The organism is Lacunimicrobium album, assembly GCF_052161635.1.
Classification (GTDB): domain Bacteria; phylum Planctomycetota; class Planctomycetia; order Planctomycetales; family Planctomycetaceae; genus SXPC01.
In genome coordinates, this window is sequence record NZ_CP197413.1 from 1,318,601 (window position 1) to 1,338,464 (window position 19,864).

At 55.3% G+C, this 19,864-nt stretch carries 17 protein-coding genes; 8 read left to right on the forward strand and 9 right to left on the reverse strand.

Features of this window, described 5'->3' with window-relative positions:
- Positions 1-6: 6 nt before the first annotated feature.
- A complete protein-coding gene (locus tag SH248x_RS05220; protein WP_459557460.1) occupies positions 7-216 on the reverse strand; it encodes a hypothetical protein in 210 nt (69 codons plus the stop codon).
- 145 nt (positions 217-361) lie between these two features.
- Here SH248x_RS05220 and SH248x_RS05225 point away from each other — a divergent pair, with 145 nt between their 5' ends.
- Positions 362-2,131 (forward strand): SMP-30/gluconolactonase/LRE family protein, encoded by a 1,770-nt coding sequence (locus SH248x_RS05225; RefSeq protein ID WP_459557461.1) that lies wholly within the window; start codon positions 362-364, stop codon positions 2,129-2,131.
- Positions 2,132-2,136: 5 nt separating this feature from the next.
- On the opposite strand, the gene SH248x_RS05230 is transcribed toward SH248x_RS05225, so the two are convergent.
- A complete protein-coding gene (locus SH248x_RS05230; RefSeq protein WP_459557462.1) occupies positions 2,137-3,078 on the reverse strand; it encodes an NAD(P)-dependent alcohol dehydrogenase in 942 nt (313 codons plus the stop codon).
- Between the two features lie 354 nt (positions 3,079-3,432).
- On the opposite strand from SH248x_RS05230, the gene SH248x_RS05235 reads away from it, so the two are divergent.
- The 5 genes from SH248x_RS05235 to SH248x_RS05255 all read left to right on the forward strand — a co-directional run bounded on the left by SH248x_RS05235 (position 3,433) and on the right by SH248x_RS05255 (position 10,939).
- Complete coding sequence (locus SH248x_RS05235; protein ID WP_459557463.1) at positions 3,433-3,759, forward strand: NINE protein; 327 nt, start codon at positions 3,433-3,435, stop codon at positions 3,757-3,759.
- A 135-nt stretch (positions 3,760-3,894) separates the two neighbouring features.
- On the forward strand, positions 3,895-6,321 hold the full coding sequence (locus SH248x_RS05240) for a transporter substrate-binding protein (protein WP_459557464.1): 2,427 nt from the start codon (positions 3,895-3,897) through the stop codon (positions 6,319-6,321).
- 218 nt (positions 6,322-6,539) lie between these two features.
- Positions 6,540-8,936 (forward strand): M1 family metallopeptidase, encoded by a 2,397-nt coding sequence (locus tag SH248x_RS05245; protein WP_459557465.1) that lies wholly within the window; start codon positions 6,540-6,542, stop codon positions 8,934-8,936.
- Between the two features lie 247 nt (positions 8,937-9,183).
- The gene (gene polX / locus SH248x_RS05250) at positions 9,184-10,734 is read left to right on the forward strand and encodes a DNA polymerase/3'-5' exonuclease PolX (protein ID WP_459557466.1); all 1,551 of its coding nucleotides are present in this window, start codon (positions 9,184-9,186) and stop codon (positions 10,732-10,734) included.
- Positions 10,712-10,939 (forward strand): PHP domain-containing protein, encoded by a 228-nt coding sequence (locus tag SH248x_RS05255; RefSeq protein WP_459557467.1) that lies wholly within the window; start codon positions 10,712-10,714, stop codon positions 10,937-10,939. The genes polX and SH248x_RS05255 overlap by 23 nt, the downstream gene beginning before the upstream one ends.
- Positions 10,940-11,099: 160 nt before the next feature.
- Here the strand turns inward: SH248x_RS05255 and SH248x_RS05260 are convergent, their stop codons facing one another.
- A complete protein-coding gene (locus SH248x_RS05260; protein ID WP_459557468.1) occupies positions 11,100-11,975 on the reverse strand; it encodes a hypothetical protein in 876 nt (291 codons plus the stop codon).
- A 181-nt stretch (positions 11,976-12,156) separates the two neighbouring features.
- On the opposite strand from SH248x_RS05260, the gene SH248x_RS05265 reads away from it, so the two are divergent.
- Together SH248x_RS05265 and SH248x_RS05270 are read left to right on the forward strand one after the other, a co-directional pair.
- On the forward strand, positions 12,157-12,951 hold the full coding sequence (locus SH248x_RS05265) for a glutaminyl-peptide cyclotransferase (protein ID WP_459557469.1): 795 nt from the start codon (positions 12,157-12,159) through the stop codon (positions 12,949-12,951).
- 41 nt (positions 12,952-12,992) lie between these two features.
- Complete coding sequence (locus SH248x_RS05270; protein ID WP_459557470.1) at positions 12,993-13,553, forward strand: HdeD family acid-resistance protein; 561 nt, start codon at positions 12,993-12,995, stop codon at positions 13,551-13,553.
- Between the two features lie 148 nt (positions 13,554-13,701).
- Here SH248x_RS05270 and SH248x_RS05275 read toward each other — a convergent pair whose 3' ends face one another.
- From SH248x_RS05275 to SH248x_RS05300, 6 genes are all read right to left on the reverse strand, one after another.
- Complete coding sequence (locus SH248x_RS05275; RefSeq protein WP_459557471.1) at positions 13,702-13,962, reverse strand: DUF202 domain-containing protein; 261 nt, start codon at positions 13,960-13,962, stop codon at positions 13,702-13,704.
- Positions 13,959-16,160, reverse strand: a complete 2,202-nt coding sequence (gene recQ / locus SH248x_RS05280) for a RecQ family ATP-dependent DNA helicase (RefSeq protein WP_459557472.1) — start codon at positions 16,158-16,160, stop codon at positions 13,959-13,961. The genes SH248x_RS05275 and recQ overlap by 4 nt, the downstream gene beginning before the upstream one ends.
- A gap of 216 nt (positions 16,161-16,376) precedes the next feature.
- A complete protein-coding gene (locus tag SH248x_RS05285) occupies positions 16,377-17,210 on the reverse strand; it encodes a tetratricopeptide repeat protein (protein WP_459557473.1) in 834 nt (277 codons plus the stop codon).
- Between the two features lie 212 nt (positions 17,211-17,422).
- Positions 17,423-18,187 carry an HAD family hydrolase gene (locus SH248x_RS05290; RefSeq protein ID WP_459557474.1) on the reverse strand — a complete coding sequence of 255 codons (765 nt, stop codon included), beginning with the start codon at positions 18,185-18,187 and terminating at the stop codon, positions 17,423-17,425.
- A gap of 50 nt (positions 18,188-18,237) precedes the next feature.
- Entirely contained in the window at positions 18,238-18,918 is a 681-nt protein-coding gene (locus SH248x_RS05295; protein ID WP_459557475.1) for a YggS family pyridoxal phosphate enzyme, read from the reverse strand.
- An 89-nt stretch (positions 18,919-19,007) separates the two neighbouring features.
- Positions 19,008-19,847, reverse strand: coding sequence for an amidohydrolase family protein (locus tag SH248x_RS05300; protein ID WP_459557476.1), 840 nt, complete (start codon positions 19,845-19,847; stop codon positions 19,008-19,010).
- Positions 19,848-19,864 lie beyond the last annotated feature (17 nt).

Consider the following 19,864-nt stretch of genomic DNA (forward strand, 5'->3'; position numbering starts at 1 on the left):
GTTGCGTCAGGTTTTGTCGGGGTTGTTTTCCGTGTTGCGTTCTTCGCTGACCGGTTTGCCATAGCCGAGGGCTGGTCCGCCGCCTTCGGAGCCGGTGGCGATGTCTGTATTTGTCGTTTCGTCGAGGATGTCGTCCTGTTTGGGGAGGGCATCTTTTTCGATTTCGCTGGTGTCGGTTTGGCGTCTGGGGTCTTTGGGGCGTGAAATGTGGGTCATGATGATCTCCTTGGTTGTTGAACGAGCGAAGGACGAAGATGCAGAAGTCGTGCCGAAAAGAGGCATCAATGGTTGTTGATATTGAAAAGGTCTGAGATACTGTCGTCTCCTGGTCCACGAAACATCCGTCTGGAGATTGACTGATATGCGCTCGTTGCTGAATGTTGCTGTTACTGCTGGTCTTTTCTTTTCCAGTCTGGAAGCTGTCGATGCGGGAGGGCCGATTGATCACAGCAAAGAAGTTCAACTCATTCGATCTGAGTTTGGGCTGTGTGATGGATCGGCATGGAGTAACTGGAACCAGATGTATGTTCCGGATGTGAAGGAAGGGAAGCTGTATGTCTACAAGCTGAATCGCGTGAAGAGCGATCAACCGGGGGGAGCAGAGACGATCGTGCCAGTGTGGGAGGAAGTGTCGTCGGGGCAAGGGAAATTCTCCTCGACCTGTTACCAACTGGGCGAGCTCTACGCCGTGGACAATCCGGCTGCGAAGATTGTGAAATCACGCAACGGGAAGCAGTTCACGACCGTGGTGACTTTTGAAGATCAAGCCAAGCCGAATGATCTGGATGTCGATGGTGATGGAAACATCTATGTGACGATGACCAAAGAAGGTCAGGTGAGGAAGGTTTCGCCAGATGGAAACGTCACTGTGTTCGCAGAGGGACTGAACACGCCGAACGGGATCACATTGTCGCCGGATCTGCGGACGTTGTACGTGTCGGAATCGAAGACCGGGCGGATCGTGAAGATGGCGATCGGCGAGGATGGGAACGCAGGGCCTGTGGCAGAGTTTGCGAAACTGGAAGCGGGGCCGAATGGACCGCAGGGAGACGGGATGTGTGTTGATCGCGCAGGGAATGTCTACTGCGCGGGCTATGACTCGATCTTTGTGTTTGATGCAGATGGAAAAGCAGTCGATCGCCTGAAGATGCCTGCCCGCCCAATCAACTGCACGTTTGCGGGATTCGACGGGGACCAGCTTTACATCAGCACGATGGGCGGGATGTACATGCAGCCGATGTTGGCTTATGGGGTGCATCCACAGAAAGCCGCTCGAGGGGAACTGGCGGAGCGTCAGGGGAATCGTCCTTCGACGGTCATTCCGGAGGACATCGAAGCTCATCTGGATGTGACGTATTACCAGAACGGACCTCGCAAAGTGCTGATGGATGTGTTCGTGCCGAAGACGCCAGCAGGTCCCAAACCATGCCTGGTCCTGGTGCACGGCGGTGCCTGGTTGAAGGGGGACAAGAAGCAGTTTCGATCACTGGCGATCATGCTGGCAGAGAAGGGGTATGTGACGGCGTCGATTGAGTATCGACTGGGGTTTGAGGAGAAGTTTCCGGCGGGCATTCAGGACTGTTTTTACTCGGTGGAGTTTCTGACGAAGCATGCATCTGAGTACCAGATTGATGTGGATCGCATGGGTGCGGTCGGTGGGTCTGCTGGTGGGCACTTGGTGGGATTGATGGCGACGGGATGGAACGAGCCGATGCTGAGGGCGCCGGATGCGGATCTGAACGTCTCGGTACGCGTCAAAGCAGCTGTCGATATGGCGGGACCGCTGGATATTGCGTCGGGGTTTGTGGAGAAAGAATCGCATCGCGGAATGACGTCAAATGCGACCAACTGGATTGGCGCGAGTATCGATGAGAAGCCAGAGATGTACCACCTTGCGGATGCGACTGAGAAGGTGACTTCGGATGACCCGCCGATTCTGTTCATCACAGGGTCGAAGGACAATCCGGGACGGGATCACCATGCAATGGAACAACTCAAAGCAGCCGGCGTGTGGACAAATCAAATCCTCCACCAGGACGCCGTCCACGGGCATTGGAACAGTCACCCGTGGATTGAACGCGTGGTGGAGGATATTGATCAGTTCATGCGCGAGCAGATGAAGATCAAGTAATCTCCTTACTCGACAATCAGCACGATTTTGCCTTGGAAGCCTCCTCCATCGGCGTACTCATGAGCCCGGGCTGCATCGGTCAGTTCGAATTCCTTGCCGACATGTGGGTGAAGCTTTCCCTTGCTCCACAGGTGAATCAGCGCCTCGAGGTCGCTGGCCCTTGAGCGGGCGAGCATGACGTGAGACTGTTGAGACAGTGGCCACGTCAGCATCGAGACGATCAGGCCGCGGAAGTTTGGTTCGGTGGAAACGAACTGGCCTTCGTTGGTCAATGCCTTACGGGCTTTCGTGTAGGTTGTCTTGCCCGCTGCATCGAAGATGATGTTCCAGTGGCGGTCGAGGGTGGTGTAGTCCTCGGTCTTGTAATCGATGAAGCCGACTGCACCGAGCGAGAGAACGAAATCACGGTTTGGTTCACTCGCCACGCCGGTGACGATACCGCCCATCGCACACGCAATCTGGACGCCGAGGTGGCCGACGCCGCCACTAGCACCAGAGATGAGAACACGATCGCCTTCCTTGAGGCGGGCGAAGTCTCGCAGGCATTGCAGGGCGGTTGAACCCGCTAACGGCAGGGCAGCTGCCTCGGAGTACTTCATTTCGTCCGGGATCGGGATCACTGCGGATGTCGAACAAGTCGCATACTCGGCGTATCCTCCGCCATAGATGTGGTCGAGGAAGGCCATGACGCGCTGACCTTTTTTGAAGTAAGTGGCTTCCGAGCCGACGTCTTCGATCACGCCCGCGACGTCGTAGCCGGGGATTCGCGGGAAGCCGCCGGGGAGCAGGAACTTCATTTCGCCGCCGCGGATACGCGTATCGATCGGGTTGAGTCCAGCGGCTTTGACGCGAATGAGAACCTCGTCACGGGCGGGTTCTGGTGTGGGGCGGTCCGTCAATTGTAGGACGTCTGAAGTGCCGTAGTCTTTGTAAATAATCGCCTTCATTTGAAACTCCTTTCAGGGTGCCAATCTGAAGAAAGTTGGATGCGAATCGTGGACCAGTCTAGTTCGATCGAGATAAATTCTTAGCTAACAGGCATTTAAGAACAGATGGTGAAGTTGCTGAAGAGTGGATGTGATTGTTCATCACTCAAAATTGATCACTGAGAAGACGCAAAAAACATCGGTGCACCACGTTGTTTGCTGGGCGAATTGTTTTGAGGCGATCGAGTCAAAGACATGTTATGTGACTTGGGACATCCAGAGAGAAAAATGTGATCAAACTCGGCATGGTTTTCGTTGTGATCATGACCGGTGTCTTCTGTCAGATTGTTTTCATCATTGATCGGGAATCAAATCATGCCATCAGCTCTCGGGCAAACTACGAAACATTGCAGTACGTGTGGCGAAACCATTTTTGCCAATGCGGAGATTTGTCCACATTGCGGGGTACGTCAGATGGCGCCGCCGAGCAGTCTTTCGGGGAAGAACAAGGTCGTGGCTGCGTTGCTGGCGATCTTCCTGGGGAGTTTTGGGATTCATCATTTCTATCTCGGTAATACGTTCATGGGCGTGATCTATTTGCTCTTTTTCTGGACGGCGGTTCCCGGGATTATTGGGTTTGTCGAGGGGATCATTTATCTGACGATGTCGGATGAGCGGTTTTATGAGAAGTACGGTGCGTAAGTGGGCGTCGAAGTGAAACAACTGCAGTTGTGAATACGTTTGATGTCTGAATAAGTCAGGCTGGACATCGCCTGGTCGGAGGTGGATGATAGATTTTTGCCGATGACCGGTCTCTGAACAGTTTGGGCGAGTTGCATGACGGATTCTGAAAAGACGCTGGGAGATGGAGATTTCCGCCCAGCGACGACTGCGAAAAACGATATTCGACTGGATCGAACGATTGTCGGGTCCGACACGGCTGATGCGTCGTCGGAAACAGATGCTGCTGGGGGACATGGTGGGGCGGAGAATGGTGGACTGGGCAGTCAGAAATGGTTGAATCGACGGCTGGGTAAATACCTGGTGACTGGCATCCTCGGTGAAGGAGGGATGGGAGTCGTCCTGAGGGCGCTCGACGAAACGATCGAGCGTGAAGTCGCGATCAAAGTCCTCAACCGCAAACTCTCAGGAGATGATATTGCTCTGCAGAGATTCCTGCTGGAGGCACGTTCGGCGGGACAGCTCAGCCATTCGCATACGATTACCATTTTCGAAGTGGGAGAGCACGAGGGGCAGTATTACCTGGTTCTGGAATTAGTCGCGGGTGGGAGTGCAGCGGACCGGCTCGAACAGCAGGGTGCTTATTCAGTCGTTGAAGCAACCCGAATCGCGAAGCAGGCCTGTGAGGGACTCGCGGCGGCTCATGAGCATGGGCTGGTACATCGTGATATCAAGCCTGCCAATCTGCTGCTGTCGAAAACGAACATCGTCAAGATTGCGGACTTTGGTCTGGCCAAGCAGTCGCTCGCGACGTCCAAGCATGTGACGCAGGCGGGGGAGGTGGTGGGAACTCCCTACTTCATGAGTCCTGAGCAATGCGAGTCGAGGCAGATCGATCATCGGAGTGATCTCTACAGCCTGGGGGCGACCTATTATTCCCTGTTGACGGGACGGTTCCCGTATCAGGAAATTGAGACGGTCTTCAAGGTGATGTATGCCCATTGCACGGCGGCGCCGCCGGATCCACGGGTCTTTGTGCCTGCGGTACCGCAGGCCTGTGCGGCGGTGATCGACAAGGCCATGCAGAAGAAACCTGAGGATCGGTATCAGACGGCAGCCGAGATGGCAGCGGACCTTGACCTTATTCTACAGACGTATTCGGGCAGTCACCTTCAGTCGGGTAGTCGGTCTGGGCTGACAAAAACTCAAGTTGCGCCAGCGGCCCAATCATCGTCCAGCAGGAGTCCTGGACGCAGAAGAATGTTGGCGTGGGGGCTTTCGTCGGGCATGCTGCTCGTGGTGTTGGCGTGCGGGCTGTTTTTCTGGAACTGGGTCGGGGGAACCGGCCAGACCAATGCCTCATCGGGGAAGGGGGCATTGGGGGTGATTCCGACGATTGCTGATCAAGCCCCGATTCGCGTTGGCGTTTTGCATTCGTTGAGTGGAACGATGTCGGGGAGCGGCACGCCTGTGGTCGACTCGACATTGCTGGCGATTGCGGAGATCAATGATGCGGGCGGTCTGCTGGGACGGAAGATTGAAGCCGTGGTGGTCGATGGGCGGAGTGATCCGGACGTCTTCGCGAGCGAAATCCGTCGGTTGATTACCGAGGAGAATGTCTGTGTCGTGTTCGGTTGCTGGACTTCTTCGGCGAGAAAAACGGTGCAGCCTGTCGTTGAGGAACTGGATCATCTGCTGGTCTATCCAGTCCAGTATGAAGGACTGGAGACGTCTCCCAACATCATCTATCTGGGGGCTGCACCCAATCAGCAGATCATCCCTGCGGTTGAATGGGCTGCGACGACGCTGGGGCGAAGGAAGATGTTTATCGTTGGCTCGGATTATGTCTTTCCTCGCGTTGCGGGTCAGATCATCCGAGACTATGCGGGCAAGTTCGGAGCAGAGATTGTCGGGGAAGACTATGTTGCTCTGGGGAGCAGGAACCTGACGCCTGTCGTCGATCGTATCACCGCTTCTAAGGCGGATGTGATTTTGAATCTGATTAATGGGGACAGCAATGAAGTGTTCTTTCGGAAACTTCGTGAGGCCGGGATTTCATCAGATAAGGTCCCGACGATTTCTTTCAGCATTGGCGAAGCTGAGCTGATGAAGATGAACCTGCGCGATGTTGAGGGAGATTATGCGGCCTGGAATTACTTTCAGAGTCTACCCAATGCAGAGAATAAGGCGTTCGTGAAGAAGCTGCATGAGCGTTACGGTCCGCAGCGAGTCGTGACGGATCCGATGGAAGCGGCGTATGTGGGGGTTAAGCTGTGGGCAGAGGGGGTGCGCGAAGTGGGATCGATCGAAACGAAGCAGGTACGTCGTTCGATGCTCAATCAGCGCATGATCGCTCCGGAAGGGCCTGTTCGTCTTGATGCTTCGACGCAGCATCTTTATAAGACGCCGCGTGTTGGCAAGATCACCGACAATGGGCAATTCGAAGTGGTGTGGAGTGCCAGGGAACCGGTCAAGCCGGACCCTTTTCCACCGTCTCGCAAGGCGACCGAGTGGCAAGGCTATCTCGTCGATCTTTATCGTGGCTGGGGCGACAGCTGGTCGGCAAAGCCAGTGGCTGAATAGCCGGCTATGCGGGTATTCTGTGTTGATGTTCTGAGCTGATTGTGTGGTACGAATTCTCACATTGCGCGTTTATGGATGGATATTGCAGCCATCCTACCAGTTTGCGCAGAATGCGATGCGTTGACAGCTGATACCTATCGATCGCAGCGGCCGGGCATTAGAATCAGATGATCTTAGCGCTCGAATGAATTTGCTCCGGAAATAAAGAATCGAGTTTCATGAGTCAACTGCCATGGAATGATGTCGCCACATTGAGTCGGCGCGTCGTGTGGGTCGTGCTTGTTGGTTGGTTGGGTCTGGCGTTGCCACAAATGGCGACTGCTGAAGAGGGTGTTCTTCCGCTGTCGGATGCCTTCAGCCAGATCGATCACCTGCTCCCAACGCCGAATACTTATCGTCAGGGCAACGGTGCCCCGGGGCCTGCCTACTGGCAACAGAAAGTCAGTTACACGATCGAGGCGACCCTCGACGATCAGGCCAAGATGCTCAAGGGTCAGGAGAAGATCAAGTACGAGAACAATTCGCCCAACGAACTGGCGTTTGTCTGGATCGAGCTGAATGCGAATCAGTACACGCCGAATGCGGATGGCGTTCTCTCGACGACTTACGATCCGAGCAAGGCGCTGACGGTCAATGACGTTCAGCGACTGATCGCATCGGCGACGTTCGAAGGTGGGATGAACATCTCGAAGGTGACGACTGCTGATGGCAAGCCGTTGCATCACGTCATCAATAAGGGATTGCTGCGAGTCGATTTTCCGAAGCCGGTTCTGCCGGGGCAGTCTTATGAGTTCATCGTTGGTTGGGATTACAAGATCAACGATGTCAAGCTGCTGCCTGGTCGGACGGGCCTGGAGCATATGGAAGACGGGCAGGCGATCTTTGGGTTATCGCAGTGGTATCCTCGATTGTGTGCTTACACCGATTATGGTGGGTGGCGGGTCAAGCAGTTTCTGGGGCGTGGGGAGTTCACCCTTGAATTCGGCGACTTCGATGTCACGCTGAATCTGCCAGCGGATCACACGGCGTATGCGACCGGCGAACTGGTCAATGCGGACAAGGTCTACTCGGCTGAGCAGCTGAAGCGCTGGAAGGAAAGTGATACTGCCAAGAAGCCTGTCTTCATCGTTAATAAAGAAGAAGCAGAAGCAGCGCGTAAGGGGACGACGACGGAGCGTAAGACCTGGAAGTTCAAAGCAGCCAATGTGCGCGACTTTGCGTTTGCTTCGTCTCGGACATTCCTATGCGATGCGATGGGGGTCAACCTGAATGGGAAGATTGTTCGGTGCATCTCCCTGTATCCCAGCGAAGGGATGCCGCTGTGGGATAAGTATTCGACGCATGCGGTTGCTCAGGCGATCGAAGTTTACTCGGATGTCACCGGCATTGATTATCCATGGCCGCACTGCACGGCTGTCATGGGGATTCCTCCCGGAGGGATGGAGTTTCCGATGATCAACTTCAACGGGCCACGTCCGGAGAAGGATGGATCTTACACTGAGCGGACCAAGCAGGGGCTGATCAAGGTCATCATTCACGAGACCGGTCACAACTGGTTCCCGATGATCATCAACAACGATGAGCGTCACTGGATGTGGCTCGATGAGGGGTTCAATACGTTCGTGCAAGGATTTGCAGAGCGTCGCTGGGAAGGGAAGGACTTCAGCGCGATCGGGATTCCTCGCAATATCGTGCGTTACATCACATCGGCGGACAGTCAGCCGATCATGACGGCGCCGGATAACATTTTTGATATCAGCGGGAATGCGTATCAGAAGACGGCGACCGGGTTGACGATTCTGCGTGAGACGATTCTGGGGCGCGAGATCTTTGATGTGGCATTCAAAGAGTATTGCCGTCGCTGGGCGTTCAAGCGTCCTGAGCCGGCGGATTTTTTCCGTTCGATGGAAGATGGTGCGGGAGTCGATCTCGACTGGTTCTGGCGTAGCTGGTTCTTCAACAACATTTCTAATGATCAGGAACTGGTGTCGCTGAAGAAGATTGAGATTCATTCGTCGGAGCCGACGGGGGATAAGGCTCGACATGATCGGGAAGAAGCCAAGCTGCCTCAGGATATCACTCGTGAGCGTGATACCGAGATGGAGCGTCGGATTGAGAAATTCCCGGAGTTGACTGACTTCTATGACACCTTCGATCCGCATGCTGTCACTCCGAAGAAGGAGACGGATTACAAGAAGATCATCGATCGCATGAAGCCCGATGAGAAAGAAGCGATGGCGTACGACAAGCCGATCTATCAGATCACGGTTCGTAATAACGGCAAGCTGCCGATGCCTGTCATTATCAAGCTGACCTTTGAAGATGGATCGAGTGAGATCCGTCGTCTGCCAGCGGAGATCTGGAGAAAGTCGGCTGTTGAGTTCACGACCTACCTGCTACCGAGTAAAGTGGTGACGTCGGCGATGCTCGATCCTTATAACGAGACCGCGGACACTAACTACGGCAACAATCGTTTTCCTCAGGAGATCGAAACTCGCGACGTCCCTGTGACGGTTCCAAAGAAGACGATCGAGAATCCGTTGCATTCTGCGATGGAAGCTGAGAAGAAGACGAAGAAGAAAGACGACGACGAAGAGGACTCAAAAGAGGACTGACTTTTGCGTCTGGTCCGATCTTGAAGACTCGAACCCCCGTCGATCTGGCGGGGGTTTCTTTTTTGTCGTGATGATCACGTGTCGCAGGTGTGCCACTGCTGGCTTGCCCAGCAGTGACGGTTTCAGAGTCGACTGACGAAGGCTCTGTTCTGGAGAAAAGGCGGTCGCAATGAGATACTATCATCAAACGACATTCGTCACTGCTGGATAAACCAGCAGTGGCACACTTGCTGGTTTTGAGGCGACTATGAATAACGTTGAGATTGCAGCGGCTTTTGATCAACTGGCGGATCTGCTGGAAATTGATGGAGCGAATGCGTTTCGGGTGCGGGCTTATCGCAATGCGGCGAGGACGATCGAGGGGATTGCGGAGTCGCTGGCGGGGGTGCAGATTGCTCAGCTGACGGAGATTCCGGGGATCGGGGATGACCTCGCGAAGAAGATTGTCGAGTTGATGACGACGGGCCAGCTGACGATGCTGGAGGAACTCAAGGCGAAGGTGCCAGTGGGGGTGGTGCAGATGCTGCTGCTGCCGGGGATCGGGCCGAAGAAGGTGGCTCAACTGCATAAGGAACTGGGCATCACGTCGCTGGCTCAGTTGAAGCAGGCGGCAGAGCTGGGCGGGGTGGCGTCATTGAAGGGCTTTGGGAAGAAGACAGAGCAGACGATTCTGGAGGGGATCGCGTCGATCGATCAGCAAGGGGTTCGGTTCTATCTGGCGGATGTGGTGCCGCTGGTGGAGCAGATCGCGGCGGACTTGTCGAAGGTGGCGGGGGTGAGTCGGATTTCACCGGCGGGGAGTGTGCGTCGACGTAAAGAGACGATTGGGGACCTGGATCTGCTGGCGACTTCGGAGGATGCCAATCTTGTGATGGATGCGCTGGCGTCTCATCCGCTGGTCGATGGTGTGCTGGCACGCGGGCCGACGAAGCAACGCGTGAGGTTGAAGTCACTCGCCAACACCATGACGCCCGGTGCGCAGGGGCATAAACCGGAGATGGATTTGCGCGTCGTGCCGGAGAAGTCGTTTGGGGCGGCGCTGCAGTACTTCACGGGTTCGAAAGAGCATAATGTTGTGACGCGCCGACTTGCCAAAGAGAAGGGGTTGATGCTTAACGAGTATGGCTTGAACAAGGGCGAAGAGTATTACCTGGGGCGGACGGAGGAAGAGATTTATGCAGAGCTGGGACTTGTCTTTGTGCCGCCGGAGTTGCGGGAGAATCGTGAGGAGTTTGGCTGGAAGACGCCTGCGGATGTGCCGAAGCTGATTACGGAGGGGGAGATCCTGGGCGATCTGCACATGCATACGACGGAGTCGGACGGGACGGCTTCGCTGGAAGACATGATTGCGGCGGCTCGGGCGCGTGGGCTGAAGTATATTTCGATTACGGACCACTCGAAGCGAGTCTTCATGGCGAACGGGCTGACGGAAGAGCGTCTGCTCAAGCAGTGGGAAGAAGTGCGACGGGTGCGTGAGAAGTATGATGACATCAAGGTCTTGTGTGGTGTCGAGTGTGACATCCTTGAGAACGCGACGATGGATATTTCCGATGAGGTGCTGGCTCAGGCGGACTGGATCGTCGCAGTCATTCACTTTGGTCTGAAGCAGGCGCCTGATCTGATTACGAAGCGTTTACTGACGGCGATTGAGGATCCGTATGTCGATTGTATCGGCCACATGACGGGACGATTGATCGGCAAGCGTCCGGGGGCGCAGTTTGATGTTGAGACAGTTTTTGCAGCGGCGAAAGAGCATGGGGTCATGCTGGAGATCAATGCGCAGCCCGGCGCGACTTGATCTCAGCGATGTGCATGCGGCGAAGGCTCGCGCGATGGGGATTCCGATCGTGATCAATACGGATTCGCATTCGACGTATGGCTTCGAGATGCTGCAGTGGGGGATTGCTCAAGCACGACGGGCGGGGCTGTCTGCGGAGAATGTTGCCAATGCCTGGGAGTTTGAGACGTTCGAGAAGTCGTTGAGGAGGCATCGGAAGAAGTAAGAGGCGCGTGTAGGGTCCGCTGTGCGGACCGTAGATTCGCAATGTTGTTAAAGGGATCTCTATTACTTGTCATCGAACTTAACACACCACAATTCGCAATGAATGTCGATTGACGGTCCGCACAGCGGACCCTACGGGAGCATCATAATTTCATCAACTTTTACGGTTGAGCGGAGAGGTGGAGTTGGCCTTCGTCGGTGGGTTGACAGGTGAGGCCGACTTCGGTCAGGAGGCGTTCGAGAGCTCCTTTGAGGGATGTCTCTTTCAGTTCAAACGGGGCGATCTTCTGTTGCAGTTTTTCGCGTTGATTCTCGGTCAGCTTGTCGGAATGAATCGAGCAGTTGAGCATCTCTTCGAAGTCATACAGGAGTTCCTGCAGCGTGATCGGCTCGGTGATGGCGTAGCGATTGACGGGGATCGCGAGGGCTTTTTCGAGACGTTCGAGCGGTGTTGGTTCTGGTGGTTTGACGGGAGTTGCGGGTTCGGGGGTTGGTTGCTCGATCGGGGCGGGCGGAGTCATGGCGACTGCGTCTGCCGGAGCGGGTTCGGGAATCATTTCAGGGGTGATGGCCGGTGATTGCGCGACGGGCGTTGTCTCTGGGATTTGTGATTGTGGTTCGGGTTCCATTTCGACGACGGCTGGTGTTGTCGAAGGTGGGGGGATGATGCTGATGACGGGCTCATCGTCGTTGGATTGTCGCATTTCGTGCAGCAGCGCCTGGGTGCGGGCATCGAGGGCTGGCTTGACGATTGCGAACAGAACGAACACCGTGGCGGTGAAGACCAGAAGGAAGAACGCGGTCACGCGACTGCGGAGAAAGCCGGGGAGCAGAGGCTTTGGTTTGTATTTGGGGATCGGTGCGGAAACTGGCTGGGCGATGGGCTTTTTTTCAACCGGGGCTGCGGGTGAACCGGCGGTCTGAAGGAGCGGTTTCGCGCACTCCGGGCATTTCGTGTCCTCGTCGATGGCGTACCCCGGTTTGAAACGGAGAGCCGTCAGGCAGTGAGGGCAGAATTGGAGGGGGAGTTCCGACACGAGGCGATCCGGGTAAGCTGAAGGTAGCTGGTCAGGCATCAATGATAGACTTTGCGGCCTGGGCAGACCATACGAATTCGATGGCCCTTTCTTAGCATCGGCTGTTTCGAAACGCGTCTTCCATGATTTGTGAAACCGTCTATGATGACAGGGTCTGCTTTGGAGTAATGAAGGTCTTGCAATGACGATGCGAACGGTTTTACTGGGACTGCTGATGATCTGGGGGAGCTGGGAGACTCACGTCGAGGCTGGCGATATCGTTCATCCCCAGCGTTACACGTACGAGCTGGTTGCTCAGTATCCGCATGACGAACGCGCTTTCACACAGGGGCTCGTCTACTCCGAGGGGAAAATCTATGAGGGAACCGGTCAGTACGGACGATCTGAGCTGCGCGAGGTCGACCTGAAGACGGGGGGTGTTGTGCGTCTGCGGAAGCTTCCCAATGAGTGCTTCGGCGAAGGGATCGCGATGTACGATGGCAAGCTGATTCAGCTGACGTGGCAGGAGCAGGTGGCGTTTGTCTTTCGGCCCAGTGACTTCCAGCATCTGGCGACGAACCGCTATACGGGCGAAGGCTGGGGCATCACAGTGATGGGAGATGAGTATATCGTCTCGGATGGGACTTCGACGTTGCGTTTCTATGACGCCAGGACCTTCCGTCTGTTGAGACGAGTCAAAGTCAGGCAGTCTGGTCGTGAGTTGTCGCAACTTAATGAGCTTGAGTATATCGACGGCGTCGTTTACGCCAACGTGTGGCATTCGGATTACATTGCGATGATCGATCCGAAGACCGGCGATGTGACGGGGTTGATCGACCTGACAAACCTGAACCCGACGCGCGGTCCTTTGCAATTTGACCGGGAGAAATGCCTGAACGGAATTGCGTATAACGAAAAGACGGATACGCTGTATGTCACAGGGAAGAACTGGCCGAAGTTGTTTGAGATTCGGCTGAATAAGCAGGGAGGCAAGTAAGTCTTACTCATTGCGTTCGAAGAACGAACAAGGTGCTTCCCATGTTAGCCATGATGTCTCGACGTTGGTGGGTCCTGCTGGTTCGCGGAATTTTGTTCCTGCTCATGGGGATCCTGGCGATCGCGATGCCGGGGTTGACGCTGTTTACGATGATCGTTGTTTACGGAGCCTTCACGGCTGCTGATGGTTTATCTGCTCTGATGCTGGGATTTGGTGGCGGACCAAATGGGAAGACGATCTGGCCGATGGTGGGGCTGGGAGTGATGGCGCTGCTGGCGGGGATTATTGCGTTTGTCTACCCGCAGATTACGGCGTTTGTGTTTCTGGTGATCATTGCGGTTTCGATGATCATGCGCGGGATCTTTGAAGTGATCGCGGCGTTTATGCTGCGAAAAGAGATTGATGACGAATGGGTCATCGCACTCTCTGGGGTGCTGTCGATTGGGCTGGGGTGTCTTATGCTGGCGCGTCCGCTTGAGGCACTTGAGGCAATCGTCTGGCTGGTCGGTGCGGTGATGATGTTTTTGGGAGTGATGTCGATTGCGCTTTCGCTGCGTCTGCGAGGGGTTCATAAGAAGTTGAATCCGCCGTCAGCGGTTTGAACTCAGACGCAGTTTTCTGATTCCCTGTAGGGTGCTGGTGAGGCTTTGCGAACGGCGTCAAATGGGGCATTGAGTGTCGTTTTGGTGCGGTTCGAAGACTCACCAGCACCCTACATTTTTTGCCAAGCATTAACGAGAAGACTGGATCTCAGCCTGCTTTTCGGGTGAGGCGTTTGTAGATGACGTAACGCTTCGAGCCGAATAAGCCGATGGAAATGCCGATCACGATCAGCATCCAGCCGATGACGATGAGTTCGAGCGTTTCGGCAATCAGTTTGATGACCGTTGCACCGGTGACGACGAGCATGAGTGAGGTGCGGATGTAAGAGAGCAGCGTCCGTTCGTTGGCCATTTCTGTTCTCAGGCGAGCGAGTTCGTCTCGTACGACCGTGTCGGATGGCTGACTCATGTTGTTACCTTTGCGTTGTCTGTCTGGCTGCGGAGAATCGCCAGCGCGATCTTGATCTGATTGTAGGGGACGTCGCCGCCGAGGTGTTCGAAGATGGGCGTCAGACGGGCATCGCCGACTTCTGGTAAGGCGAGGCGGACCCGTTGGAGGACTTCGTCGTCGACGAAGCGGGCGGGGTTCGAGATCTCGCCGAGTTCGATGAGATCGGCCAGATAGCCTGCGGCGGTGCTCTCTGCGACGCCGAGTTGGGGGATGGCGTCTGTCAGCGAGGTTGAATTTTCGAAGTAGTTCCTGGCTTCGAGTAATCGTGTTGTGAGTTTGGGGCGTTCTCGTTTGAAGGGTGCGGTGGAGGAGGTCGGGGACGGCTTTTCTGTTGCCAGTCCTTTGCTGGTGCAAAACTCCTGGACGATCGGCAGAAACAGCGGGACGTATTCTTCGAGTTTCTTGGCTCCGACGCCGCTTAGGGTGGAGAAGTCGTCGAGAGTCTGGGGGCGGGTGATGGCGATCTGCTGCAGGACACTGTCGGCGAAGATGACGTAGGGCGGGACGTGACGTTCTTGCGCGAGCTGGTAACGGAGTTCGCGCAGGCGTTCGAAGAGGTCTTGTTCATCGGACGAGAGTTCTGTGACGGCTTTGGCGCGTTTGGCTTTCTTCGTTTGTGTCGATGATGATTCGGACAAGCGAGGTGTCAGCTCTCCTTTGAGAACCTGTCGACCTTTGGGGAGGATCTTCAGCTGCTGATATTCACCTGCCGCGACGAGGCATTGCTGGGAGATCAGTTGGTCGATCCAGTTGCGGATGGCGTTCTTATCGTATTCTTTGAGCAGGGCGTAGGTGCTCAGCTCGTGATGTCGCATTTCGAGGATGCGTTTCTCGCGCGAGCCGAGGAGGACTTGTGTTGTGTAGGTGACGCCGTATTGCTCCTTCAGACGATGGACGCATGAGAGAATCTTTTGTGCGATGATCAGGGAGTCGGAGGAGGTGACGGCTCCGTTCAGGCAATAATCACAGGCGCCGCAGTTGTCATGAGGATAAGGCTGGCCGAAGTGTCCGACCAGAAGTCGGTGTCGACAGTCGAACGAGAGTGTGTAGGACTCCATGCGTGCCAGGTTGTTCTCGGCGATCACGATGGCTTCGTCGGGGAGTTCGACGAAAGTTTTTCGCCACCAGGCAAAGTCGCCGCGGCTGTAGATCAGGACGCATTCGGAGGGGAGGCCGTCTCGACCGGCGCGGCCGCTTTCCTGCTGGTAGTTCTCGAGTGACTTGGGGGCGCCTGTGTGAATGACGAAGCGAACATCGGACTTATCGATTCCCATCCCGAAGGCGACCGTTCCGACGATGATGTCGATCTTCTGGTTCTGAAAGGAGTCCTGGGCTTTGGTGCGTTGAACTTCGCTGAGGCCTGCGTGATAGCATTTTGCACGGTGACCTTTGGCGCGCAGGAGTTCTGCGAGCTCTTCGGTCTTCTTGCGGGACAGGCAGTAGATCACGCCCGATTCCCCTTTGTGACGGGCGAGGACTTCGTCGATCTGCTTATCCATGTCGTTGCGGGACTGGACGGAGTAACTCAGATTGGGACGGTCGAACGAACCGACGTGAACTTCGGGTGACTTGAGATGAAGTTGTTCGACGATGTCTTCGCGAACCTGTTCGGTGGCTGTCGCGGTGAAGCCATGAATGCCGATTTCCGGGAAATGCGATTTGAGAATCGACAGGTTGCGGTAGTCTGTTCGGAAGTCATGTCCCCAGCCGCTGATGCAGTGGGCTTCGTCGATGGCGAAGAACGAGATCTGGCAGCCGGCGAGGAAGCCGAGCATTCGGCTTGTGCAAAGACGCTCGGGGGCGACGTAAAGGAGCTTCAGATTGCCATCTTTGACAGATTGGGCGATGTCTCGTTGCTCTTGTGGAGACTGAGTGCTGTTGACGAAGCCGGCGGGGATGCCGTTGGCGTTGAGGGTATCGACCTGATCTTTCATCAGCGAGATCAGCGGTGAGACGACGATCGCAGTGCCGGGCATGAGCAGGGCGGGGAGCTGGTAGCAGATCGACTTGCCGGCGCCGGTGGCGAGGACGAACAGGGAATCCTGCTTGTTGAGAACGGCGCTGACTGCTTCCGCCTGGAGAGGACGAAAGGAATCGTAACCCCAGTATTTCTGGAGCTGCTGATAGGCTTTCTTGGGAAGTGTCGGACTGGGCATGCGTGGGAGAGTGTTTCGTTAGGCGGTCAGGAGCTCTTTGGAAGACTTAACAGAAGAGGAGAAATTGAACCACGGATCAACACGGATGGACACAGATAGGAGAGGATAAAACTTTTGTTGAGTCATGACTGATTTGATCTGCGGATCATTCTCTTGTTCCTATCCGTGTTGCTTCGTGTTCATCCGTGGTTTGCTTTTTCCCGCCGGAGTAATGATTTAAGTCGAGAGTTTCGAGAGGAGTGATTTTGTTTTGCGTTTCCAGACGCCGTGTTTGTGGGAAAAGGATGTCGGGCTGGCCTGGAAATCGACGAGGGTGTGTTTTAGCAGGGCGATGGCTTCTTCTTTCTGGCCTTGCTCTGCTTTTAGCTCAGCGAGGCGGTAACATGCCTCGGGTTGTCGCCAGCGGGCGATGTGTTTTTCGAGATGAGCCAGAGCAGCCTCGTTGTCCTTTAACTCCTGGAGAAGCCGACCGTATGCCAGGGAGACATCACCAAAGCGATACGAGGGGTCTTGCTGGAGGACTGCTTCGAGGTGAGGGCGAGCTTCTGTGAGCTTGCCGAGTTCGAGTTCGCATTGGGCTGCTCCCCAGAGTGCCTGCAGGTTGGTCGGCTCTTTCTGAAGTGCGGACTGGTAGGCGTTGAGGGCATCGCTGTAACGCCTCGTCGAAAGGAGTTTCTCGGCGTACTGGATGAAGTGATAGGCGTTGCCGATCTGGATGGTCGCCATTTCCAGTCGTTCCACTTCCTTGCGGTTGTGGAGAAAACTGAGTGGCGAGGAATCGCTGTGTCGACGATTTGGCAGGTATCGAACGAAGAAGTACAACGGAGCGCCGAAAGGCTGGACGAAGATGATGATCCAGAACCAGAGATTGCGTTCGGGATCGTTCTGGACACAGTCGTAGAGCATCCACAGCAGGAGGCACGCATACAGAATCGATGCGATTCCGCTGCTCCAGACGAAGACGTAATAGTAGATCCAGAAGCCAAGTCCGGGATCAAATGGCTCGACCGGTCCATTCTCTTGAGCAAGCTGAATCAACAACGACAACATGTCCCTCGACCGTTTCAGAATTCGTAACGTAACGTGAGACTGTTCAGGATATCAGAGATCACGCCTAGACGGCAATTGTCTGCTGAGGGAGTTCACAGACTTCTTAGAGCATTCCGTAATGAGAGGGGGGAGGGTTGGAACGCAGAGCACGCTGAGTTGAGCAGAGGTCGCGGAGGAAGAGGGTGTTAACAGCGTAAAGAAGCGGCCATTGGCTAATCAGGAAGAATTGTGGGTAGGTCGAGGAGTGATGGGAGGGTGTAGGTGGGGGTGACGGGGGTTGTCAGGTTTACGCGGCCGTTCATGAAGAGGGGGAATCTGGTGGTTGAGGCTCGGTAGGCTTTTTCATTCTCGGTGCTGACGATCCATTCGGGAGCGGTGTGAATGTGCCAGTCGAGATGGACGGTCTGCATGCCGACTTCCTGGGCGGGGGCGACGTCGTTGTCGAGGCGGTCACCGACCATGAGGCAGTTTTCTGCGGGTAGGTCGATCTGATCCAGCGTCCAACGATAAAGCCCTGCATCGGGTTTGCTGATGCCGACTTCATCACTGATCGCGATGACGTCGAAGAGATCGAGGATGCCGCGTCGCTGCAGGCTGTTTCGTGCTTCGGGTGGTTGATTGGCGATGATGCCGAGGCGATAGGTCTTTTGGAGCGACTGAAGCATTTCGGCGGTTGCGGGTGAGAAGAGGTGGTTTTCGTCGAAGGCGGCCAGCAGTTCTGAGAACAGCGCTTTGCGATAGTTTTGAAAGACATCATCGGTCAGATAAGTCTGAGCGATCTTCTGGTTGATCCACTGCTGTCCTTGCAGGACCATCGACTCGCGGATCTCCATCAACTTCGAGAACGACCAGTCTTCTCCCTGTGCCATGATGGTCTCATGCAGTCGCAGGTAGGCGAGGAAGTTCTGACGTTCATCGTTGAAGAGAACGTTGCCGATGTCGAAGAAGATGTATTTGATGGGTGGGGTTTTGGGCATGGATGTGGCGATTGGTTGGGTGAGGGGAAGAACGGTCCGCATAGCGGACCCTACGAGAAGAGGCGTGAACCGATGCGGATGATGGTTGCGCCTTCTTCGATGGCGATGGGGAAGTCGTCGGACATGCCCATAGAGAGTTGGGTGAGCTTCCTGTCATCGGGCAGGGTGGTGTTGAGGTCGTCGCGGAGTAGCCTTAGGTTTCGAAATGTCGGGCGTGCTGATTCGATGTCTTCGGACTGGGCCGCCATTGTCATCAGGCCTGTGATCTTGAGGTGGGGCAGGGCGGTTAATGTTGGCCAGGCCTCTGTGAGTTCGTCGGGAGCGAAGCCATCTTTGCTGGCTTCGCCGGAGAGGTTGATCTCGAGCAGGATTTCGGGCAAGACGCCTGACTTGCCTGAGGCTTCGCTGAGTGCTTCCGCGAGTCTGATCGAATCGACAGAATGAATCGCGGAGATATACGGCAGCAACTGTTTGACTTTATTTCGCTGCAGATGCCCGATCTGATGCCAGCGGATTTGCGTACTGAAGTGTTGTGCTCGCGCGATCAATTGCTGAGGACGGCTTTCGCCGAATTCTTTGAAGCCGAGGTCAATCAAGGCCTGGATCTGAGCGTGCTCAACGTACTTCGTGACAGGCAGCAGGCGGACCGTCTGAGGATCACGGTCCGCGCGATCACAGGCGCGAGCCATGACTTCTCGAACGAGGGAAACATTCTCTGCAATACTCGGCATGGATGACTGTCAGGCAGGGAGGCGGGCGGACAATTCGTAACGACCTGTTTATTCTAGGCGATCCAGTCAAGTCGCGGGAGCGTACTGCGTCAGATGGAGAGCTGATAAGCAGAACGCGCTGTCTGGCAGAAGATCGACTCTTGTTCTGTGGGCGATAGCTGTGATGCTAACTGCTGGACTATGTTCAGCCAGGTTGCGTAGTCAGTTCGCTGGAGTGCAACGGGCCAGTCACTGCCGAACATGAGGCGCTGGGGGCCGAATGCTTCGAGAGCAGTTTCCCAGTAGGGACGGAGTGTTTCGATGGTCCATTGAGGCGAGGTGACTTCCGTCGTGAGTGCGGAGAACTTGCAGGTGATGTTGTCCCGGCGGGCGAGTTCGCGAAAATTCTTCGCCCAGGTTTCATCGAAGCGAGAGGGATCAATCACTGGCTTGGCGATGTGATCGAGGACGAATCGTTGTTGAGGATGTCGATCGACAAAGCGAATTGTCATTGGCAGTTGATGGCCGAAGATCAGAATGTCGTATGCAAGATGGAATTCATGCAGCAGTGAGACACCGTGATTGAAAGCCGGTCGATCAAAGAACTCTGGATCGGGTTCATCCTGAACGACATGACGCAGGGATTTCAGCGCGGTTTGTGATGAGAATCGTTCGAGGTGACTGCGAATATTGTCGGCAGCCAGTGGCAGCCAGCCAACAATCCCTGCGATTGTCTTCGATTGTTGGGAAAGGCCGAGTAACCATTCCGTTTCCCAGATTGTCTGTCGAGCCTGTACGACGATGGTGTGCGAGACTCCCAGGGGACTGGTCACCTGATCGAGTTCCTGGATGAGATAATCCTGACGAAGCACGGCTTTCTCATCCCCTTCCATCCAGGGATAATCGGAGGGACTGTATTGCCAAAGATGATGATGAGCGTCGATGATCATCGTGAAGGAGTCGATCT

Bases quoted from the DNA above. Each gene is read 5' to 3' on its own strand.
- SH248x_RS05300 (WP_459557476.1), bottom strand. From the start codon at position 19,847: ATGATCATCGACGCTCATCATCATCTTTGGCAATACAGTCCCTCCGAT.
- SH248x_RS05235 (WP_459557463.1), top strand. From the start codon at position 3,433: ATGCCATCAGCTCTCGGGCAAACTACGAAACATTGCAGTACGTGTGGC.
- SH248x_RS05240 (WP_459557464.1), top strand. From the start codon at position 3,895: ATGACGGATTCTGAAAAGACGCTGGGAGATGGAGATTTCCGCCCAGCG.
- SH248x_RS05220 (WP_459557460.1), bottom strand. From the start codon at position 216: ATGACCCACATTTCACGCCCCAAAGACCCCAGACGCCAAACCGACACC.
- SH248x_RS05230 (WP_459557462.1), bottom strand. From the start codon at position 3,078: ATGAAGGCGATTATTTACAAAGACTACGGCACTTCAGACGTCCTACAA.
- polX (WP_459557466.1), top strand. From the start codon at position 9,184: ATGAATAACGTTGAGATTGCAGCGGCTTTTGATCAACTGGCGGATCTG.
- SH248x_RS05275 (WP_459557471.1), bottom strand. From the start codon at position 13,962: ATGAGTCAGCCATCCGACACGGTCGTACGAGACGAACTCGCTCGCCTG.
- recQ (WP_459557472.1), bottom strand. From the start codon at position 16,160: ATGCCCAGTCCGACACTTCCCAAGAAAGCCTATCAGCAGCTCCAGAAA.
- SH248x_RS05225 (WP_459557461.1), top strand. From the start codon at position 362: ATGCGCTCGTTGCTGAATGTTGCTGTTACTGCTGGTCTTTTCTTTTCC.
- SH248x_RS05270 (WP_459557470.1), top strand. From the start codon at position 12,993: ATGTTAGCCATGATGTCTCGACGTTGGTGGGTCCTGCTGGTTCGCGGA.
- SH248x_RS05285 (WP_459557473.1), bottom strand. From the start codon at position 17,210: ATGTTGTCGTTGTTGATTCAGCTTGCTCAAGAGAATGGACCGGTCGAG.
- SH248x_RS05245 (WP_459557465.1), top strand. From the start codon at position 6,540: ATGAGTCAACTGCCATGGAATGATGTCGCCACATTGAGTCGGCGCGTC.
- SH248x_RS05265 (WP_459557469.1), top strand. From the start codon at position 12,157: ATGACGATGCGAACGGTTTTACTGGGACTGCTGATGATCTGGGGGAGC.
- SH248x_RS05290 (WP_459557474.1), bottom strand. From the start codon at position 18,187: ATGCCCAAAACCCCACCCATCAAATACATCTTCTTCGACATCGGCAAC.
- SH248x_RS05295 (WP_459557475.1), bottom strand. From the start codon at position 18,918: ATGCCGAGTATTGCAGAGAATGTTTCCCTCGTTCGAGAAGTCATGGCT.
- SH248x_RS05255 (WP_459557467.1), top strand. From the start codon at position 10,712: ATGCGCAGCCCGGCGCGACTTGATCTCAGCGATGTGCATGCGGCGAAG.